The following is a 17,440-nucleotide window of genomic DNA, read 5'->3' on the forward strand; positions in this document are numbered from 1 at the left end:
CCACCGCCGGGATGGCGGAGCGACCCTATCGGCTGGCGCCCGCGCCGCGCGCCCGGCGCGGGTGCGCGGCGCGGGTCGCTTCGGGCCATGCCCGAAGCGAAACCCCTCACCAAGTGCAGGGGGGCGGTGTCCCGTTCAGAGACGCAGCCAGCGGGTCAGTTCCGTCTTGGCGCTGCGGCAGGCCGCGGCCAGATCGGCGCCGGCTGCAAGCTGGCAGGCGATGGCCGTGGCCAGACTGCATCCGGTTCCCCGTTTCCCGGCGGCGACGCGCGGGGCGGCAAACTGTTCTGCCCTCCGCGGTGTAAACAGGTGATCGACACAATGATCGCCGCGCGCATGGCCGCCCTTGATCAAAACCGCCCCGGCTCCCAACGCCAGGAGCGCCCGGGCCTGCGCTTCCAGGGCGTCGGCGCAGACCGCCTCGGGCAGGTCGCTCAGACAGGCCGCTTCGGGCAGGTTCGGGGTCAGCAGCGTTGATCGCCCGATCAGCGGGCGCAGGGCGGGTGCCGCGCTCAGCGTGCCCCCCGAACTGGCCCGCAGCACCGGATCGAAGACCAGCGGCAGATCCTGTGGCAGCAGCTCCGCGAGGGCGGCGACCTGTGCGTCTGTCGCGACCATGCCGATCTTGATCGCAGCGGGCAGGGGGACTGCAAGCGCGGCCTGCAGTTGCGCCCGCACCACCGACGGCGGCACCGGGTTGAGGGCATCGACCCCCGTATCTGTCTGCACCGTGACGGCCGTCACCACCGGTTTCACCTCGCAGCCCATGTGCACCGCCATGGCCGCGTCCCGCGTCAGCCCGGCACCGCCGCTGGGGTCCGTGCCGCCGATCGCGATCACCCGCGTCACGGGGCCTGCACCGCATGCAGGCTGAGGCGCTCGAACCCCGCCGCCCGGAGCTGGTGCGCCGCCTGCCAGGCCCGCAGCCCGCTGGCGCAGGCCAGGGTGATGTGCCTGCAGGTGCGATCATGGGATCGTCCAGCGCGAGAGGCCTCTCGCAGCTGGTCCAGCATCGCGCCGCCCAAGGCATCGGGTGCGATGCGCCAGGCGTCGGGTGTCACCGGCGACGGTGCTTCCTCGGTGCTGCGCAGATCCACCACAATCCGGTCCGGCTGCCTTTCGGCAGGCAGCGCCACAAAGTCAAAGCCCGCCGCCGGTTCCTCCGCCGTGTCGAAGCGAAAGCCCGCGGTCTGCAAACGCCCCATGTCAATGGAGAGCAATTGCCCCGCCACCGGTGGCGCTGTCATCAGGATCTGTTGCAGCACCATCTGCGCCTGGGCGGCACCGATCAGGCCCACCACCGGCCCCATGACACCGGCGCTGGCGCAGGTGGCGGCCCGGTCGGGCAGGTCGGGAAACACCGCCCGCAGCGAGGGGGCGGGCCCGCAGAACCCGCCGACATAGCCGGCGGTGCCAAGTACGGAGGCGGAGATCATCACCGTGCCGGCCACCCGACAGGCATCCGACAGGATATAGGACACGGCAAAGCTGTCAGCGGCATCGACCACCACATCGGCCCCCGCGATTGCGGCCACCGCGTTTGATGCTCCCAGCGGCTCGGCCCGCGCGACCACCTCGAGGGTGGGCGCAAGTCGGCGCAGCCCCCGGGCCGCGGTGTCGGCCTTGGGCGCGCCCACATCATCCGGCGCGTAGAGCGGCTGACGATGCAGGTTGGTCCGCTCGATCCGGTCGGGGTCCATCACGGTGATGCGGCCCACACCGGCCGTGGCGAGATACGTCAGCACCGGACAGCCCAGCCCGCCGGCGCCGACCACCAGCACATGTGCGGCCGCCAATCGCGCCTGGCCCTCCGCGCCGACCTCCGGCAGGGCGATCTGGCGCGCAAACGCGCTCAGGTCCGACACGCGGCCACCCACGCGCGGGTTTGGGCTTCGGGATCTTCCGCCGCCTGGATGTCGGTCACCACCGCAGCGCTGTCCGCCCCGGCCGCAAAGACATCCGGCAGGCGCTCCAGCGTCACCCCGCCGATGGCCACCAGCGGCACGGCGCCCGCGAGGCTCTTCCAGTGGGTCACCCGCTCCAGCCCCTGCGGGTCCCATTTCATCTGTTTCAGCTTGGTTTCATAGACCGGACCCAGGGCCACATAGGCCGGATCCTGCGCCAATGCCCGCTCCAGCTCCGCCTCGTCGTGGGTCGACAGACCAAACCGCACGTCCGCCCGGCGCAGGGCGTCGAAATCCGCTGTCTCCATGTCCTCCTGCCCGAGGTGCACAAAATCACAGTTGAGGTCGAGCGCCGCCTGCCAGTGATCGTTGACCACCAGCTGCGCGCCGTAAACGGCACAGAAGTCACGCGCCCGGGCAATCTGACGGCGCACCTCCGCATCGGGCTGATCCTTGATCCGCAGCTGCACCAGCCGCGCGCCCTGTGGCACCAGCAACTCCACCCGGCCCACATGGCCGACGATCAGATAAAATCGTTCCATCATGTCTTCTCCGCCAAATTCAGGTCCGCCAGCCCCATCACCGGGGTCGAGGGGACCGCCATGTCGCGTCGCTCCATCGGGTCGGCCAGGCAGGCCTTGTGTCCCGCGTCCACCGCCAGCGCCATGGCGCGCGCCATCAGCGCCGGATCGCCCGCCTTGGCCACCGCCGTGTTCAACAGCACCGCATCCATGCCCAGCTCCATCGCGGCCGCCGCATCCGAGGGCCGCCCGATGCCGGCATCCACCACCAGCGGAACATCCGGAAAATGCGCCCGCATCGCGCGCAGCCCCTCGGGGTTCGCCAGCCCGCGACCGGATCCGATCGGCGCGCCCCAGGGCATCAGCACCGCACAGCCGGCTTCCAGCAGCCGTTCGCCCACCACCAGATCCTCGGTGGTATAGGGAAAGACCTTGAACCCCTCGGCAGTCAGCACGCGCGCGGCCTCCACCAGGCCAAAGACATCCGGCTGCAGGGTGTCCGCATGGCCGATGACCTCCAGCTTGATCCAGTCGGTGCCAAAGACCTCCCGCGCCATCTGCGCGGTGGTGATGGCGTCGCGCGCCGAGTGGCACCCGGCCGTATTGGGCAGGATGCGCGCGCCGGTCTCGCGCAGCAGATCCCAGAAGCCCGTGCCAGATCCGTTGGCGGCCTCACGGCGCAAGGATACGGTGACCAGATCGGTGTCGCTGGCGCGGATCGCCGCCTGTAGGACGGCGGGCGAGGGGTATTGTGCGGTGCCCAGAAACAGGCGTGACGTCAGTTTTTCGCCATAGACCTCCATGATCTCAGCCCCCCTGCATTGGCGCCAGAACCTCGATCCGGTCGCCGGGGTGCAGCGGCTGCGCGGCGCGCGCGTCGCGGGCCACGAACTGCCCGTTCAGCGCCGTTGCGATGGCCGGGCTGGTGTAGCCCAGCTCCATCAGCGCGGCGGCCAGCGACGGGCCGGTGATCTCATGCGGTTCGGAATTCACGAGTATTTTCATCGCGGTGCTCCATCAATTGGTCTGCGGCGGCTTCGGCCATGGCCGGGGCCAGCAGGAACCCGTGTCGGTACAGCCCGTTGAGGAACAGCGTGCCGTCACGCCGCTCCAGCCGGGGCAGGTTGTCGGGATAGGCAGGGCGCAGACCGGCGCCGGTCTCCACCACTTCGGCCTCGGCAAAGGCGGGCGACAGCGCATAGGCGGCCCCCAGCAGCTCCATCAGGGCGCGCAGGGTCGGCGGGCCGGCGTGATCGCTTTCCACCATGGTCGCGCCCAGCATGTAGTGACCATCGCCCCGGGGCACGAGGTAGATCGGCGTGCGCGGATGCAGCAGGCGCAGGGTGCGGCTGATTTCCACCTCCGGGCAGCGCAGGATCGCCATCTCGCCCCGGACCGACCGCAAGGCCGGCAGCGGGGCCGCCATGCCGGTGCAATCCAGATCGACCTGCTGCGGGGCCTCGGTACCGAGGCTGATCTCTCCGCCCAGATCCATCACCGCGTGGGCCAGATCCCGCAGCGCCCGGCGCGGGTCCAGATGTGCCTCGCCCTCAAAGAACAGCCCCTGATCGAACCGCCCCGCCAGCGCCGGTTCCAGCGCGCCGATCTCCGCCCCGCCGACCTGCCGGTACGCACGGGTGCGACGTCCGAAACGCGCCACCTCCGCCCGGTCGCGGCGCGGTGCCACCACCAGCGTGCCGCGCCGGTGCACCGGGGTGATCCGGGCCCACCAGTCGAAGGCGCGGCTGCCGAGAGAGATCACCTCCTCCTCGGCGCTTTCGCGTTCGCACCAGGGCGCCAGCATGCCGCCTGCGTAGCGGGCCGCACTGTCGGCACCGATCCCCCCGGAGCGTTCGAACAGGCGCACCACCACGCCCCGGCGGGCCAGGGCATAGGCGCAGGCGAGGCCTGCCAGACCTGCGCCCGCGATGGTGATCACGCCGACTCCTCCGGCGTGTCCGCCGCAGCATCCGCCACCGGCACATAAAGCTCACCGCCTTCGCGGAACTTCGCCGCCATCGCTTCGAAGCCCTCCTTTTGGGCCTCGGCGCGGATGTCGTGGCTGATCCGCATGGAGCAGAACTTCGGCCCGCACATGGAACAGAAATGCGCCACCTTATGGGCCTCTTTCGGCAGGGTCTCGTCGTGAAAGCTCTGTGCCGTTTCCGGGTCCAGCGACAGGTTGAACTGGTCCTCCCAGCGGAACTCAAACCGTGCGCGGCTCAGCGCATCATCACGCCGCTGCGCGCCGGGCAGACCCTTGGCCAGATCAGCGGCATGGGCGGCGATCTTGTAGGTGATCACCCCGGTTTTGACGTCATCGCGGTCCGGCAGGCCGAGGTGCTCTTTCGGTGTCACGTAACAGAGCATCGCGCAGCCAAACCAGCCGATCATCGCCGCGCCAATGCCAGACGTGATGTGATCGTACCCCGGCGCAATATCCGTGGTCAGCGGGCCGAGCGTGTAAAACGGCGCCTCGTGGCAGCACTCCAGCTGCTTGTCCATGTTCTCCTTGATCTTGTGCATGGCCACATGGCCCGGCCCTTCGATCATCACCTGACAGTCCTTGGCCCAGGCGATCTTGGTCAGCTCGCCCAGCGTTTCCAGCTCGGCAAATTGCGCTTCGTCATTGGCATCGGCAATCGAGCCGGGACGCAGCCCATCGCCCAAGGAAAACGACACATCATAGCGGCGGCAGATATCGCAGATCTCCTCGAAATGCTCATAGAGAAAGCTCTCCTTGTGGTGATGCAGGCACCATTTCGCCATGATCGACCCACCGCGCGACACGATCCCGGTGACGCGTTCCACGGTCATCGGCACCATATGCAGCCGCACGCCTGCGTGGATGGTGAAGTAATCGACGCCTTGTTCCGCCTGCTCGATCAGCGTGTCGCGGAACACCTCCCAGGTCAGGTCCTCGGCGATGCCGTTCACCTTCTCCAGCGCCTGATAGATCGGCACCGTGCCGATCGGCACCGGGCTGTTGCGGATGATCCATTCGCGGGTGTTGTGGATGTTGCGGCCGGTGGACAGGTCCATCACCGTATCCGCGCCCCAGCGGATCGCCCAGACCAGCTTGTCCACTTCCTCCTCCATCGAGGAGGTGACGGCCGAGGTGCCCATATTGGCGTTGATCTTTACCTTGAAATTGCGGCCGATGATCATCGGCTCCAGCTCCGGGTGGTTGATATTGGCGGGGATAATGGCGCGCCCGGCGGCGATCTCGGAGCGTACAAATTCCGGCGTCACATAGTCGGGGATATTTGCGCCAAAATCCTCGCCATCGCGGCTGCCATGACAGGGCGACAGCTCGCGCAGCTGGTTCTCGCGAATGGCGATATATTCCATCTCCGGTGTGATGATCCCCGCCCGCGCATAGGCCAGTTGCGTAGGGGCGGCATCCCTGGTCCCGCGCAGGGGTGCGGGCCGCACCGGGAACTCCGGCACTAGCCGGTCGCCCGCGACAAAGCCATTGTCCGCAGGGGTAACATCGCGGCCCTGATAGGCTTCGACATCGCCGCGATCCTTGATCCAGGCGGCGCGCAGCGGCGCCAGACCCTCGCGAATGTCGGTCAGGATCTCCGGATCCGTATAGGGCCCGGAACTGTCATAGACCGGCAGCGGCGCCTCGCCCGCGGTCGGATGGGTGGCGATTTCGCGCATCGGCACACGGATGTCCTTGTGCATCTCGCCTGCCACATAGATCTTGCGCGACGCAGGCAATGCGCCTGTGGTGATCTTTGGGTTGGGGACGTTCATCTTGGTGCTCCTCGAGTCCATTCTCAAAAAGACACCAATTGAGCCGGGCCGGAGGAAAACGGGGCAGGGGGTACAGGTCCTGCCGTGTCAGAGCAGCGGCGGATCAACCCTGTACCGGGGCGATGCGCGACTGTCCTAGCTTCCTACGCCAGTATCAACTGGGTCAGGTTCTAAGGGTCGCGTCACCGGGATTTCTCCCTGTCTGCCTCTCAGTCCCCTCGGCGGGACTCCCCTGCGTGGCCCTAGGCGTAGGGGAGGACATGGCAGCCCGTCAAGAGATTTCTGATCCACGCCCTCCTGCAGAGGGTTGTGCCGTGAACTCGCGCTATGCGCGTATTTTTGATGCGCGCGCCTGAATGAAACTCAAATCTATTCAATGCTGTACTATGTCAAACCATGTTTTATATATTATCTATAAAAGATTCGCGCCCCCTTGGCGTGTAGTGTCATCCGTTATCCAGCGAGGCTTCCCATGCTCGACACCCCCCTTGTCCGCACGGACTGGACCCGGCAGGAGGCAGAGGAGATCTATGCTCAGCCCTTCATGGATCTGCTGTTTCAGGCCCAGAGCCTGCACCGGCAGATGTTTGATCCCAACGCGGTGCAGAAATCGCGCCTCCTGTCGATCAAGACCGGCGGCTGCGCCGAGGATTGCGCCTATTGTTCGCAATCGGCACGTAATGGCGCGCAGCTTCCGGCGTCCAAACTGATCGAGGTGCAGCGTGTCATCGCCGAAGCCAAGAAGGCCCGCGACGCCGGCGCTACCCGCTACTGCATGGGGGCGGCCTGGCGCGGCCCCAAGGCGCGCGACATGGCTCAGCTGGAAGCGATGATCGAAGGCGTCAAGGCGCTGGGGATGGAGACCTGCATGACGCTTGGCATGCTGGAGCAGGATCAGGTGCTGCGCCTGCGGGATGCGGGGCTGGATTACTACAATCACAACATCGACACCTCGGAGCGCTACTACCCGGAGGTCATCACCACCCGCAGTTTTGCGGATAGGCTGGACACCCTTGCGCGGGTGCGCGAGGCCGGGATCAACGTCTGCTCTGGCGGCATCCTTGGCATGGGTGAAGAGCGCGGCGACCGGATCGACATGCTGTTGAGCCTCGCGACGCTGCCGGAACATCCGCAATCGGTGCCGATCAACATGCTGATTCCGATGGCAGATACGCCTCTGGCCGACACGCCTCCGCTTGATCCGATCGAATTCGTCCGCACCATTGCGCTGGCCCGCATCCTGATGCCGCGCGCGCATGTGCGGCTCTCGGCCGGGCGCACCGAAATGAGCGATGAGCTGCAGGCGATGTGCATCTTTGCCGGGGCGAACTCGATCTTCATGGGCGACACGCTCCTGACCGCCGACAACCCGGAGGAGGAAGCGGACGAGGCGCTCTTTGCCCGGCTCGGCCTCAGCGCCATGGCGGCGGGCACACACGGTACGCGCTGATCTGCGACAATCACGGCCTGCGTCGCCACTGGCGGGCGCCGTCCTTTCGCGCTAATCTGCCGCTTGCGCAGACGACATGCAAAGGACGACCCCATGCAGCTTGCCTATGTGATGACCACCGAACGCGGCGCCACCGACCGCCTGTTGACCGCATTGGCAGAGCGGTTGGCCGAAAGGGGTATTCGCACCGCAGGCATCGTGCAGACCAACACCGATTGCTATGACAGCAAGCTCTGCGACATGGATGTGCGCGTCCTGCCCGAGGGGGAAACCATCCGGATCTCCCAGTCCCTGGGCGAGGGCGCCCGTGGCTGCCGCCTCAACCCCGAGGCGCTCGAACGCGCCGTCGGGCTGGTCACCGCTCAGCTTGCCACCACACCCGCGCCGCAGGTGCTGCTGGTCAATAAATTCGGCAAACACGAGGCCGATGGCCGTGGCATGCGCCCGGTCATCGCCGAAGCGCTGGCCATGGGGCTGCCGGTGGTGTCCGGCGTCAACCGGATGAACGTCGAGGCCTTCGAGGGGTTCGCCGAAGGTCTGGCCGTCGAAACCGCCCCCGATCTCGACGCGCTGGTCGCCTGGGTCGAAGCGGCGCTTGCCCAGACGGTCTGACAGCTCGGCCAGCGCGCGTCCGCGATCGGTTCCAGGCGACGCCGAGCTGCGGTCCATACCGCGGCGCTTGCCTTCATCTTCTTGGAAATATCCCGGGGTCCGGGGCAGCGCCCCGGCGCCATCGCTCACGCGCAAAATCTGCAACAATCCACCTGGCGCAGCCGCACTGGTTGCCCCGGTCGCGCGCGGGGGCGGATCACACCATTTGGAAAAACGACCCACAGGACGGCGGTCACCATCTAGTCTCAAGTCATTGATTTTTCAGTTGAAAGAGAGAAGATGGTGGGCGACCTAGGAATCGAACCTAGCGTGCGTCTCCGCGAGGGAGTTACAGTCCCCTGCCACACCTTGCGGCCTGTCGCCCACGGTCAGAAGCATGTTGCACCTGACGTGGAGGCGTGATTACTAGCGCACCAAACGGGCGTCAACCGGAAAATCGCAAGTTTTTTCCGCCGCCTCGCATTTTGTTTTCCGGAGCATGTCATGAACAAGAAACCCAGCAAGAAACCCGCCTGGGTGGTGGAAAAGGAAAAGGCCAAAAAGGCGGCCTCGGCGGAAACCGTCTGGCTGTTTGGCCTGCATGCGGTGCGTGATGCGCTGCTCAATCCCCGGCGCGAAAAGCTGCGCCTTGTGGTGACATTGAATGCCCAGAACAAGCTCGAAGACGCCATCGCCGCCTCCGGCATGACACCCGATGTGGTCGACCCGCGCAAGTTCTCGGTGCCGATCGATCCCGGCTCGGTGCACCAGGGGGCGGCGCTGGAAGTCAAGCCGCTGAACTGGGGCGGGCTTGAGGACAATTGCATCGGCGCGGAAATCCCGCGGGTGATCCTTCTGGATCGGGTGACCGACCCTCACAACGTTGGCGCCATCCTGCGTTCCGCCGAAGTGCTGGGCGCATCGGCGGTGATCGGCACCCGTCACCACTCGGCCCCGGAAACCGGTGCCCTGGCCAAAACCGCCTCCGGCGCGCTGGAACGCCAGCCCTACCTGCGCATGCGCAACCTCTCGGACAGTATCGTGGCGCTGCAACAGATGGGGTATCTGGTGCTGGGGCTGGATGGCGAGGCCGAGGAAACCATCGAGGAGGCGGTCGCGGGCCGCACCTCTGACCCGATCGCCCTGGTGCTGGGCGCCGAAGGGCCGGGCCTGCGGCAAAAGACCAAGGAAACCGTCGATAAGCTGGTCAAGATCGACGCGGCGCGCGGTTTTGGCTCGCTCAATGTTTCAAATGCGGCGGCGCTCTCCCTATATGCTTCGTTGAAGGGCTGAACAGGAGGAGGTCCCCATCGCACACAAGAGCATCCCCGGCGGCAAACTCATTCGCTGTTGTTACTGTGGCGTCCAGTCCACATTTGTGCCCGATGCGGCTGTGCACGCGCTGGTGTGTGGCACCTGCGGCGCGCCGCTGTCGGCGCAAAAGATGCGGCCGCTGGCTGGGCAGAAAACGGCGCAGACCCGTGGCAAACGGCCCAAGGCGCCAAAACCGGCCAAGCCCAACCCCACCCGCGCGGTAAAGACCGGCGATTGGGGCGATCTGGCAGCGGGGCTGGTGGCCAAGCAGCTGAAGAAGAAAAAGAAGAAGAAAAAGAAATCCGGCTGGAAGAAGGTCTTTGACGCGATCGAGGACATCTTCGACTGACACCGCGTGGCAGCCCCCTCAAGGGGGCGCGACAGGGCCGACAGGACAGGCGGGCGGGTCAGCCTGCGCGCAGGCCCGCCGTGGGCGGGCGCATTTTGAATCCTGTGTGCAACACTTGTCACAAGCTGTTCAAATTCCCGTATCCGGTCTTTTCCGAGGCCGCGCCAGGCGGCATTCTCTGTGCCATCTGAAATCGTGCCGGAGGGAGACTGTGCTGCATCATCGTCTGATACCCGCCCTGCGTGGGCTGGGCGCTGTCATCATGACCGCGGGGATGTGTGCCATGGTCCCCGCACCCCAAGCCGTGGCCGGGACGCTCTATATCGCGGTCGAGGACGGAATTGCCATCGGGGGCTACGACCCGGTGTCCTTCCATCTGGCCGACGCGCCGTTGAAGGGGCATTCGGATCACGCGCTGATGTGGAAAGGGGCGGTCTGGCTCTTCCACTCCGCCGAGAACCAGTCGCGCTTCGAGGCGAACCCCAGGGCCTACGCACCCCGTTTCGGCGGCCATTGCGCCTATGGCATGGCCCGCGGTCGGGTGTTCGACGGCAATCCCCTGACGTGGGAGATCGTCGACGGGCGGCTCTATCTGTTTCATACGCCGCGGGTCGAGGCCTTGTGGCTGGCAGAGCCGGACGGGATGATCCGGGCAGCGCGGGCGGTCTGGCCCGGAGTGCTGCAAGCGGATTGATCACGCGCTTGGTGCTGCGCGGGGCAGAGTCAAGCTGCAATACACGCGCCCTCTTCACAAAAAAGAGAGCCGCTCTTTCAATCCGCCGCGACAGCCCCAGATTCAATAACAGGCTGTGGCTTTGGAACCGCCACAGATCTTTTTCACTGTCCCTCGTTCCACACCTCGCGCCCGGAGCTTCTTCGGGCGCTTTTTTCTTGGCGCCTCCGCCCACAGGTCTGTGAGCTGCCTGCGAGGTGTCTGCGTGGCGGGGCTTGCGCTGACGGCACCACCTGCGCAGAGTGTCCGCATGTATTCGGATGCGCATCTCAGAACCATATTGACCCGGACAAAGGTGATCGCCGTTGTCGGGGTCTCGCCCAATCCGGTGCGGCCGAGCTATTACGTCGCCCGCTACCTGTCGCTGAAGGGCTATCGGGTGATCCCGGTCAATCCGGGACATGCCGGAACGCAGCTGTTTGGCGCAACGGTGCACGCGTCGTTATCCGAGATCAAAGAGCCGGTGGATATGGTCGATATCTTCCGCCGGTCGGACGCGGTGCCCGGCATCGTGGAAGAGGCGCTTGCGGCCTTTCCGACGCTGCAGACGATCTGGATGCAGATCGGGGTGGAGCACGCCGAGGCCGCGGCACAGGCGCAGGCCCGTGGCGTGGATGTGATCCAGAACCGCTGCCCAAAGATCGAATACCAGCGCCTGTTCGGGGAGCTGCGCCAGGGCGGCTTTGCAACCGGTATCATTTCCTCAAAACTCTGAAGGGCGGGCGAGGGGCGGCTCCCGCCCGTCGTTGCGCATGGGACATGCGCGCCTCCCGTTGGGCCCGGCGCCTTGCCTGGCGGCAAGGCGCGGCCGTCTGCTGGGGTTAGCGGAGGGGGCGCACGCCATCGTCGAACGTCACGTGGCGTTTCTGAAACCGGGTGCCCTCGATGCAGTGCGGGGCGCTGATCCGGTCCATGCGGAAATGGCGCACCGCCGCGCGGTCTGGATCCCAGGCCACCAGATACCACAGAGGCGGCAGCACCAGGATCGCCTGCGGCTCGACCCGGCGGGTTGAGGTGGCCCCCTTTGCATCGCGGTATCGGAACGCGAGGAGAACCCGATCCAGGAATGCCGTCTCGAAGGCTGGCAGCAGCGCCGGGTCCATCGGGCCGAGGTCGGAAATGTCCACCTGCGGGGCTAGCCTGCCGACATAGAGACAGTCCAGGAAACGCCGCAGGTCGCGGATCTTGTCCGCCGGCAGTGATCTTTCGATCTTGGCCAAACCGCTGTCGGCGAGCCCGGAGAACGGCAGCTGGCCGGCGGCCTTCATGCTTGCAACGCTGATCACCAGCGCAAAGACCTCGGTCACCGACAGGCGTGCGGTGGCCCGCACGGAGCCGGGATCAAGGCAGAGACCGCCGCCGCGCCCGGGATCGGCATGGATCACATACCCCTCATCCCGCAGTGCGGCGATGTCCCGCAGGATGGTGCGGCGCGAGGCGCTGACATCATGGGCCAGGGCGCGCACCGTCGTGCTGCCCCTGCGGCGCAGAATGCGCAGGATGCTGTCCTGTCGGTGACGCGGAGTCATATCCGTCTGCGGCCCCCTTAAATGGTGTCAGAATTTGGCACCATTGCAGATTAGGCCGCGTTTGACGTGTTCAACAAGGAGATAACGCGATGCCTGAGACGACCTTTTTTCCCGCCCCCAGCTTTGTTTGTGTGAATGGTGTCGAGCTGGAGGTGTTCGAGTGCGGCCAGGAAAACGCCGGCCACCCGATCCTGCTGTGCCACGGCTGGCCGGAGCATGCCTATTCCTGGCGCGACCAGATGCCGGCGCTGGCGGCGGCCGGGTACCATGTGATCGCCCCGAACCAGCGCGGCTATGGACGGTCGTCCCGTCCGGCCGAGGTCGAAGCCTATGACATTGCCGCCCTGACGGGGGATCTGGTGGGGCTGCTTGATCACTTCGGCTATCAGGAGGCCATATGTGTGGGGCATGACTGGGGCGCGAATGTGGTCTGGGGGCTGGCGCAACTGCATCCGGACCGGGTGTCCGGCATCGTCAGCCTGGCCTTGCCCTACCAGCCCCGCACACCGAAACCCTGGATCGAATTCATCGAGGAGGTGTTTGGCAGCGACCACTATTTTGTGCATTTCAACCGCCAGCCCGGGGTGGCGGATGCGGTGCTCGACCAGAACGCGGCGCAGTTCCTGCGCAACCTGTTTCGCAAGAACCTGCCGACGGCGCAGCCTTCACCGGGCATGATGATGATGGATCTGGCCCTTGCGCAGCAGCCGCAGGGCGACCCGGTGATGTGTGACGAGGATCTGGCGGTCTTTGTGTCCGCCTTTGCGGAGACCGGGTTCACCGGCAGCATCAACTGGTATCGCAACCTCGACCGCAACTGGCACCTTCTGGCCGATGTCGCGCCCCGGATCGACCAGCGCGCCCTGATGATCTATGGCGCGCAGGACACGATCCCCCAATCCGATAGTCTGACAGCGTTCGTGCCCAACGTGGAGATTGTCACGCTGGAGTGCGGCCACTGGATACAGCAGGAACGCCCGCAGGAGACGACAGAGGCGATCCTGACCTGGTTGACGCAGGCCCCCGCTGCCTGATCCGACCGCCTGAGCCGGGCACCGATCAGCGCGCGCTGCCCATCGATCTGATCGGTGGGCAGGCGTCCGGTGCCGTGTCGCGCCGTGCCGACAGGTGTTATCCCCTGGGGCGGGCGGCTTTTTCGGCGATGCCGCTCAGGCCCTGACGCTCGGCCAGAACCTTGAGCACATCATCCAAGGCCACATCGCGCGCGGCCAGCATCACCAGGAAATGATAGAGCACATCCGCGCCCTCGGACGCGAGCCCTGCCTTGTTATCCTTCACCGCCTCGATGATGGCCTCTATGGCTTCTTCGCCGAATTTCTCCGCACATTTCTCCGGCCCTTTGCACAGGAGTTTCGCGGTCCAGCTGGTGTCTGGATCGGTGCCCTTGCGCGACAGAATGGTCTGTTCGAGGTCATGCAGCAGGGTCATTGGAGCCTCATCGGGATGCCGTTGGCGATCATGTGTTCTTTGGCCTGTTGCACCGTGTATTCGCCAAAGTGGAAGATCGAGGCAGCCAGGACCGCGCTGGCGCCCCCTTTGGTCACACCGTCCACGAGGTGATCCAGAGTGCCGACACCGCCGGAGGCAATCACCGGCACATCCACCGCATCGGAAATCGCGCGGGTCATCTCGAGGTTGAAGCCCGATTTGGTGCCGTCGCGATCCATCGAGGTCAGCAGGATCTCGCCCGCGCCCTTGGCGGTTACAAGGCGGGCAAATTCCACCGCGTCGATGCCGGTCTCGCGGCGCCCGCCATGGGTGAAGATCTCCCAGTGGCCGGGAGCGACGGATTTGGCGTCGATGGCGCAGACGATGCACTGGCTGCCGAACTGGTCGGCGGCCTCGCGGATCACATCCGGGTTGGCCACCGCAGCAGAGTTGAAAGAGACCTTATCGGCCCCCGCCAACAGAAGCGCGCGCACATCGTCCTTGGTGCGTACGCCGCCGCCCACGGTGAGCGGCACAAAGCATTGCTCGGCGGTGCGGCGCACCATGTCAAACATCGTGCCGCGGTTTTCATGGGTCGCGTGGATGTCGAGGAAACAGATCTCATCGGCACCGGCGGCGTCATAGGCGCGCGCGGCCTCTACCGGATCGCCTGCGTCACGCAGGCCGACAAAATTCACGCCCTTGACCACACGGCCATCGGCGACATCGAGACAGGGAATGAGACGGGTCTTAAGCATATTTGCCTTATGGACCGGAACCGACGGCGGGAAAAGAGGGCATCGCGCACGGGCTTGCGAATTGCACGAGGTGGGCGCGGGGCAGGTGCGGGCCAGAGGGTGGCCGGTCTTTGCCGATTTCCGCGCTTGTCGCCTTTGTGACTGGCGAAGCCCGGTGGCGCGCGCCAGATTTTGCGCCAAATCGTCCATTTGTGATTGAGGAGATCTTATGAAAACCTTTGTAACCGCTGCCGCGATTGCCCTGATGAGCGCCGTACCCGCCCTTGCGGATCTGGTCAAAGTCGAAAGCCGCCATTCCGTGCCTGCAACACTGGATGCGCTCGAAATGGCGCTGGACAAGGCAGGCGCGACCGTCTTTGCCCGCGTCGATCATGCCAAAGGGGCCGAAGGGATTGGCGAGGAGCTTGCCGCCTCGCAGCTGCTGATCTTTGGCAACCCCAAGATCGGCACACCGGCGATGCAGGCCGATGCGCGCGCGGGGCTGTTTTTGCCGCTCAAGGCGCTGGCCTATGAGGACAGCGAGGGCAAGGTCTGGCTCACCTATGAGGACCCGGTCATGATGTTTGAAGGGCTTGATATCAAAGCCAACGCTGAATTCATCGCGGGCATGACCGCGGCGCTGCAAAACCTCTCGGAGGCCGCAACGCAGTAGCAGGTTTGCGGAATACTCTGTCTCGGCGTGAAGGCTGCGTTAGTGCGGCGTTTGCGCTGGGGCAGCAGACGTGTCTGCGCGCGCAATCCGGCGCATGGAATCGCGCACGATCAGGATGTGAAACGGCATCACCACCATCAGGTAGATCCGTCCCAGCCAATTGTTACGGTGCACCCAAGTCGCCATGTGAATGCGCCCTGCCTCCTGACGCACGCAGATGCGGAAATTCAGGTGGGTGTCATCGGTTCCCAAGATCACCTCCTGCGCATCTTCATAGGTGACCGGAAAAATCGCGCCTTCACCGGTATCGCTCACTTCGGTCTTGAGGCCCAAAGGGCGCACGATGCGGTTGCGCAACGCCAGCAGAGCACTGGCCCATTTGGGCATGCTGAGGCCGATATCCGCCGCCTCGCGTGGGCCAAGGTGGCTCTCTACCGCATAGCCATCGATGAAGTCGCCCGGTTGAACCATCCTCCACAGGGTGGAGGTTTTTGGCAGCGGGCTGGTCTCGATCTTCGGCATGGCGAGGCTCCTTTTCAGGGAGCGTGACAGGCGCGGGCGTGTGGCGCCAGTGGGCAAGCTGCCGCAGATCAAGCGCTGTGTTCTCCAGCGAGGGGAAGGCTCCCGCCCCCGATGCAATCCCCGCCTTTGGCGAGGATCTTTCGGCGTTGGGCCGGGCGCGGAGGCGCGTGTCCGCAGGACACGCGCCTCCGCGGTCGCTTCGGGCAAAGCCCGAAGCGAAACACCTCTTCGATAGGTCGTCTGAACAGCCGCTGGCGCGAGGCCCTGTGTGGCGGGAACGATCAGCCCTTGAGGACCGCCAGCGCCTCAGAGAGATCAATCGCGCCATCATAGAGCGCGCGGCCCGAAATTGCGCCATTGAGCGGCGCGCCGCAGGACTTCAGCGCGCGCAGATCGTCAAGCGAAGAGACGCCGCCAGAGGCGATCACCGGGATCGACACGGCATTCGCCAGCGCGGCGGTGGCGTCAATGTTTGGACCTTTCATCGCGCCGTCGCGCATGATGTCGGTGTAGATGATCGCTGCAACGCCCGCGTCCTCAAAGGACTTCGCCAGATCGGTGACGTCGACATCGGTTTCCTCCGCCCAGCCTTTGGTCGCAACCTTGCCACCACGCGCGTCGATGCCGACAGCGACCTTGCCCGGAAACGCCCGTGCCGCCTCGCGCACCAGATCGGGGTCCTCCACCGCCACGGTGCCAAGGATCACCCGCGCCAGCCCCTTGTCGAGCCAGCGCTCGATGGTCGCCATGTCGCGGATGCCACCGCCAAGCTGCGCGGGCACCTGACACTGCTTCAGGATCTCCTCAACCGGCGCGGCGTTCACCGGCTCCCCGGCGAAGGCACCGTTCAGATCCACCAGATGCAGCCATTCACAGCCCGCCGCCACGAATTCCAGCGCCTGCGCGGCCGGATTGTCGTTGAACACGGTGGTCTTATCCATGTCACCATGCAGAAGCCGCACGGCCTGGCCGTCCTTGAGGTCAATGGCAGGGTAGAGGATCATCGGCTGTGCCCTTTTGGTCATGGGGGAGAATGCTTTGGCTGCCCTTTTGCCCAAGGTGGCGGCGAATTGCAACGCGGGTGGCATCACCGCGCGTTGCAGGCGCAGGGGCAGGGCGACCCGAGGTCAATCTTGCCTGAATGCGCGCGCCTCGGTCAGACTTCCAACCCATAGGGAGGACGAATGACCATGAAACACCTGATTGCAACCCTTGCCGTGACGCTTGGGCTGACGACAGCCGCCTTTGCCGCCGACCCGATCGAGGGAACGTGGAAGACCCAGCCCGACGATGGCTCTTATGCGCATGTGGCGATGAAACCCTGCGGCAATGCTGTGTGCGGCACCATTGCGCGCACCTTCAACGACAGCGGCGAGTATAAATCCCCGAACCTTGGAAAAACGCTGGTGATCGATATGGTCCCGCAGGGCGGCGGTGCTTATGAGGGCAAGGTCTGGCGGCCCTCCAACAACAAGATCTACATCGGCAAGATGGATCTGAGCGGCGACAGCCTACGCCTGCGTGGTTGCGTGGCGGGCGGGCTGATCTGTTCGAAACAGACCTGGACGCGGGTGAAGTGACGCGCATCCAAACCTGAATGCGGTGGGCTCAGAACAGCCCCATCTGCACCGGGATCGGCACAAAGCCCCGTTTGACCTGCCGGTCCCGCGTGCTCTCGAACAGCGATTGCGCCTCATCAAGCGTGGGGCAGTAGTTGCGCCGCTCCTGCCCGCCGGGCTGGCCGATCGGGCCGGTGGATTGCACCACGCACCAGTCGCCGAACAGCGTCGGCGTCAGGCTCAGCACCAGATAGCGATGCTGCCCGTCCCGGTGGCTGAATTTTTCGAAACGCAAGTACAAGTGGAAGTGGGCCTGACCGTGAAAGTGGTCAGGCCCATATGCCTTG

At 65.3% G+C, this 17,440-nt stretch carries 22 protein-coding genes, 1 tRNA gene and 1 riboswitch; of the genes, 9 read left to right on the forward strand and 14 right to left on the reverse strand.

Annotated elements, in window-relative coordinates; genetic code table 11:
• Nucleotides 1-135 precede the first annotated feature (135 nt).
• Genes thiD through thiC form a run of 7 tightly spaced genes read right to left on the reverse strand, consistent with a single transcriptional unit; the run spans nt 136 to nt 6,187 of the window.
• A complete protein-coding gene (gene thiD, locus ACXAF5_RS06895) occupies nt 136-849 on the reverse strand; it encodes a bifunctional hydroxymethylpyrimidine kinase/phosphomethylpyrimidine kinase (RefSeq protein WP_474946043.1) in 714 nt (237 codons plus the stop codon).
• A complete protein-coding gene (locus ACXAF5_RS06900; RefSeq protein WP_474946044.1) occupies nt 846-1,865 on the reverse strand; it encodes a ThiF family adenylyltransferase in 1,020 nt (339 codons plus the stop codon). The genes thiD and ACXAF5_RS06900 overlap by 4 nt, the downstream gene beginning before the upstream one ends.
• Nucleotides 1,853-2,446, reverse strand: a complete 594-nt coding sequence (locus tag ACXAF5_RS06905) for a thiamine phosphate synthase (RefSeq protein ID WP_474947811.1) — start codon at nt 2,444-2,446, stop codon at nt 1,853-1,855. Before ACXAF5_RS06905 ends, ACXAF5_RS06900 begins: the two co-directional genes overlap by 13 nt.
• Nucleotides 2,446-3,228: a thiazole synthase gene (locus tag ACXAF5_RS06910; protein ID WP_474946045.1), complete on the reverse strand. Its 783-nt coding sequence runs from the start codon at nt 3,226-3,228 to the stop codon at nt 2,446-2,448. The genes ACXAF5_RS06905 and ACXAF5_RS06910 overlap by 1 nt, the downstream gene beginning before the upstream one ends.
• A gap of 4 nt (nt 3,229-3,232) precedes the next feature.
• Nucleotides 3,233-3,430, reverse strand: coding sequence for a sulfur carrier protein ThiS (thiS, locus tag ACXAF5_RS06915; protein WP_239368649.1), 198 nt, complete (start codon nt 3,428-3,430; stop codon nt 3,233-3,235).
• Nucleotides 3,399-4,364 carry an FAD-dependent oxidoreductase gene (locus ACXAF5_RS06920; protein ID WP_474946046.1) on the reverse strand — a complete coding sequence of 322 codons (966 nt, stop codon included), beginning with the start codon at nt 4,362-4,364 and terminating at the stop codon, nt 3,399-3,401. The genes thiS and ACXAF5_RS06920 overlap by 32 nt, the downstream gene beginning before the upstream one ends.
• On the reverse strand, nt 4,361-6,187 hold the full coding sequence (thiC, locus tag ACXAF5_RS06925; RefSeq protein ID WP_474946047.1) for a phosphomethylpyrimidine synthase ThiC: 1,827 nt from the start codon (nt 6,185-6,187) through the stop codon (nt 4,361-4,363). Before thiC ends, ACXAF5_RS06920 begins: the two co-directional genes overlap by 4 nt.
• A gap of 123 nt (nt 6,188-6,310) precedes the next feature.
• Nucleotides 6,311-6,431, reverse strand: a riboswitch (TPP riboswitch).
• A gap of 228 nt (nt 6,432-6,659) precedes the next feature.
• Between thiC and bioB the strand changes: the two genes are divergently transcribed.
• Together bioB and ACXAF5_RS06935 are read left to right on the forward strand one after the other, a co-directional pair.
• Nucleotides 6,660-7,637 (forward strand): biotin synthase BioB, encoded by a 978-nt coding sequence (bioB, locus tag ACXAF5_RS06930; RefSeq protein WP_474946048.1) that lies wholly within the window; start codon nt 6,660-6,662, stop codon nt 7,635-7,637.
• 93 nt (nt 7,638-7,730) lie between these two features.
• The gene (locus ACXAF5_RS06935; RefSeq protein WP_239323951.1) at nt 7,731-8,249 is read left to right on the forward strand and encodes a DUF2478 domain-containing protein; all 519 of its coding nucleotides are present in this window, start codon (nt 7,731-7,733) and stop codon (nt 8,247-8,249) included.
• A 280-nt stretch (nt 8,250-8,529) separates the two neighbouring features.
• Here the strand turns inward: ACXAF5_RS06935 and ACXAF5_RS06940 are convergent.
• A tRNA-Tyr gene (locus tag ACXAF5_RS06940) sits at nt 8,530-8,613 on the reverse strand.
• Nucleotides 8,614-8,732: 119 nt separating this feature from the next.
• Between ACXAF5_RS06940 and rlmB the strand changes: the two genes are divergently transcribed.
• From rlmB to ACXAF5_RS06960, 4 genes are all read left to right on the forward strand, one after another.
• Nucleotides 8,733-9,521, forward strand: coding sequence for a 23S rRNA (guanosine(2251)-2'-O)-methyltransferase RlmB (gene rlmB / locus ACXAF5_RS06945; protein WP_239368639.1), 789 nt, complete (start codon nt 8,733-8,735; stop codon nt 9,519-9,521).
• An 85-nt stretch (nt 9,522-9,606) separates the two neighbouring features.
• Nucleotides 9,607-9,891, forward strand: coding sequence for a hypothetical protein (locus ACXAF5_RS06950; protein WP_474946049.1), 285 nt, complete (start codon nt 9,607-9,609; stop codon nt 9,889-9,891).
• Between the two features lie 283 nt (nt 9,892-10,174).
• On the forward strand, nt 10,175-10,585 hold the full coding sequence (locus ACXAF5_RS06955) for a YHS domain-containing (seleno)protein (RefSeq protein WP_474946050.1): 411 nt from the start codon (nt 10,175-10,177) through the stop codon (nt 10,583-10,585).
• A gap of 289 nt (nt 10,586-10,874) precedes the next feature.
• Nucleotides 10,875-11,339, forward strand: coding sequence for a CoA-binding protein (locus ACXAF5_RS06960; protein WP_474946051.1), 465 nt, complete (start codon nt 10,875-10,877; stop codon nt 11,337-11,339).
• Between the two features lie 106 nt (nt 11,340-11,445).
• On the opposite strand, the gene ACXAF5_RS06965 is transcribed toward ACXAF5_RS06960, so the two are convergent.
• Nucleotides 11,446-12,153, reverse strand: a complete 708-nt coding sequence (locus tag ACXAF5_RS06965; protein WP_474946052.1) for a helix-turn-helix transcriptional regulator — start codon at nt 12,151-12,153, stop codon at nt 11,446-11,448.
• A gap of 89 nt (nt 12,154-12,242) precedes the next feature.
• On the opposite strand from ACXAF5_RS06965, the gene ACXAF5_RS06970 reads away from it, so the two are divergent.
• Entirely contained in the window at nt 12,243-13,187 is a 945-nt protein-coding gene (locus ACXAF5_RS06970; protein ID WP_474946053.1) for an alpha/beta fold hydrolase, read from the forward strand.
• 97 nt (nt 13,188-13,284) lie between these two features.
• Here the strand turns inward: ACXAF5_RS06970 and ACXAF5_RS06975 are convergent, their stop codons facing one another.
• Both ACXAF5_RS06975 and hisF read right to left on the reverse strand, forming a co-directional pair.
• Nucleotides 13,285-13,602 (reverse strand): phosphoribosyl-ATP diphosphatase, encoded by a 318-nt coding sequence (locus ACXAF5_RS06975; RefSeq protein ID WP_474946054.1) that lies wholly within the window; start codon nt 13,600-13,602, stop codon nt 13,285-13,287.
• Nucleotides 13,599-14,360 (reverse strand): imidazole glycerol phosphate synthase subunit HisF, encoded by a 762-nt coding sequence (gene hisF, locus ACXAF5_RS06980; protein ID WP_474946055.1) that lies wholly within the window; start codon nt 14,358-14,360, stop codon nt 13,599-13,601. The genes ACXAF5_RS06975 and hisF overlap by 4 nt, the downstream gene beginning before the upstream one ends.
• A 208-nt stretch (nt 14,361-14,568) precedes the next feature.
• On the opposite strand from hisF, the gene ACXAF5_RS06985 reads away from it, so the two are divergent.
• Nucleotides 14,569-15,012 (forward strand): DUF302 domain-containing protein, encoded by a 444-nt coding sequence (locus tag ACXAF5_RS06985; RefSeq protein ID WP_009176477.1) that lies wholly within the window; start codon nt 14,569-14,571, stop codon nt 15,010-15,012.
• A 39-nt stretch (nt 15,013-15,051) separates the two neighbouring features.
• Here ACXAF5_RS06985 and ACXAF5_RS06990 read toward each other — a convergent pair whose 3' ends face one another.
• Nucleotides 15,052-15,534, reverse strand: a complete 483-nt coding sequence (locus ACXAF5_RS06990) for a DUF2867 domain-containing protein (protein ID WP_474946056.1) — start codon at nt 15,532-15,534, stop codon at nt 15,052-15,054.
• A gap of 281 nt (nt 15,535-15,815) precedes the next feature.
• Nucleotides 15,816-16,538, reverse strand: coding sequence for a 1-(5-phosphoribosyl)-5-[(5-phosphoribosylamino)methylideneamino]imidazole-4-carboxamide isomerase (gene hisA, locus ACXAF5_RS06995; RefSeq protein WP_239324141.1), 723 nt, complete (start codon nt 16,536-16,538; stop codon nt 15,816-15,818).
• Between the two features lie 186 nt (nt 16,539-16,724).
• Here hisA and ACXAF5_RS07000 point away from each other — a divergent pair, with 186 nt between their 5' ends.
• Complete coding sequence (locus ACXAF5_RS07000) at nt 16,725-17,114, forward strand: DUF2147 domain-containing protein (RefSeq protein ID WP_474947812.1); 390 nt, start codon at nt 16,725-16,727, stop codon at nt 17,112-17,114.
• A gap of 28 nt (nt 17,115-17,142) precedes the next feature.
• On the opposite strand, the gene ACXAF5_RS07005 is transcribed toward ACXAF5_RS07000, so the two are convergent.
• Nucleotides 17,143-17,394, reverse strand: coding sequence for a WGR domain-containing protein (locus ACXAF5_RS07005; RefSeq protein WP_239323982.1), 252 nt, complete (start codon nt 17,392-17,394; stop codon nt 17,143-17,145).
• Between the last annotated feature and the right edge of the window lie 46 nt (nt 17,395-17,440).

The organism is Epibacterium sp. ABV4_022, assembly GCF_056159345.1.

Coding starts and splice junctions, on each gene's coding strand:
- ACXAF5_RS06905 (WP_474947811.1), bottom strand. CDS start 2,446: ATGGAACGATTTTATCTGATCGTCGGCCATGTGGGCCGGGTGGAGTTG.
- ACXAF5_RS06910 (WP_474946045.1), bottom strand. CDS start 3,228: ATGGAGGTCTATGGCGAAAAACTGACGTCACGCCTGTTTCTGGGCACC.
- thiS (WP_239368649.1), bottom strand. CDS start 3,430: ATGAAAATACTCGTGAATTCCGAACCGCATGAGATCACCGGCCCGTCG.
- thiC (WP_474946047.1), bottom strand. CDS start 6,187: ATGAACGTCCCCAACCCAAAGATCACCACAGGCGCATTGCCTGCGTCG.
- bioB (WP_474946048.1), top strand. CDS start 6,660: ATGCTCGACACCCCCCTTGTCCGCACGGACTGGACCCGGCAGGAGGCA.
- ACXAF5_RS06935 (WP_239323951.1), top strand. CDS start 7,731: ATGCAGCTTGCCTATGTGATGACCACCGAACGCGGCGCCACCGACCGC.
- rlmB (WP_239368639.1), top strand. CDS start 8,733: ATGAACAAGAAACCCAGCAAGAAACCCGCCTGGGTGGTGGAAAAGGAA.
- ACXAF5_RS06955 (WP_474946050.1), top strand. CDS start 10,175: ATGGTCCCCGCACCCCAAGCCGTGGCCGGGACGCTCTATATCGCGGTC.
- ACXAF5_RS06960 (WP_474946051.1), top strand. CDS start 10,875: ATGTATTCGGATGCGCATCTCAGAACCATATTGACCCGGACAAAGGTG.
- ACXAF5_RS06965 (WP_474946052.1), bottom strand. CDS start 12,153: ATGACTCCGCGTCACCGACAGGACAGCATCCTGCGCATTCTGCGCCGC.
- ACXAF5_RS06970 (WP_474946053.1), top strand. CDS start 12,243: ATGCCTGAGACGACCTTTTTTCCCGCCCCCAGCTTTGTTTGTGTGAAT.
- ACXAF5_RS06975 (WP_474946054.1), bottom strand. CDS start 13,602: ATGACCCTGCTGCATGACCTCGAACAGACCATTCTGTCGCGCAAGGGC.
- hisF (WP_474946055.1), bottom strand. CDS start 14,360: ATGCTTAAGACCCGTCTCATTCCCTGTCTCGATGTCGCCGATGGCCGT.
- ACXAF5_RS06985 (WP_009176477.1), top strand. CDS start 14,569: ATGAAAACCTTTGTAACCGCTGCCGCGATTGCCCTGATGAGCGCCGTA.
- ACXAF5_RS06990 (WP_474946056.1), bottom strand. CDS start 15,534: ATGCCGAAGATCGAGACCAGCCCGCTGCCAAAAACCTCCACCCTGTGG.
- hisA (WP_239324141.1), bottom strand. CDS start 16,538: ATGATCCTCTACCCTGCCATTGACCTCAAGGACGGCCAGGCCGTGCGG.
- ACXAF5_RS07000 (WP_474947812.1), top strand. CDS start 16,725: ATGAAACACCTGATTGCAACCCTTGCCGTGACGCTTGGGCTGACGACA.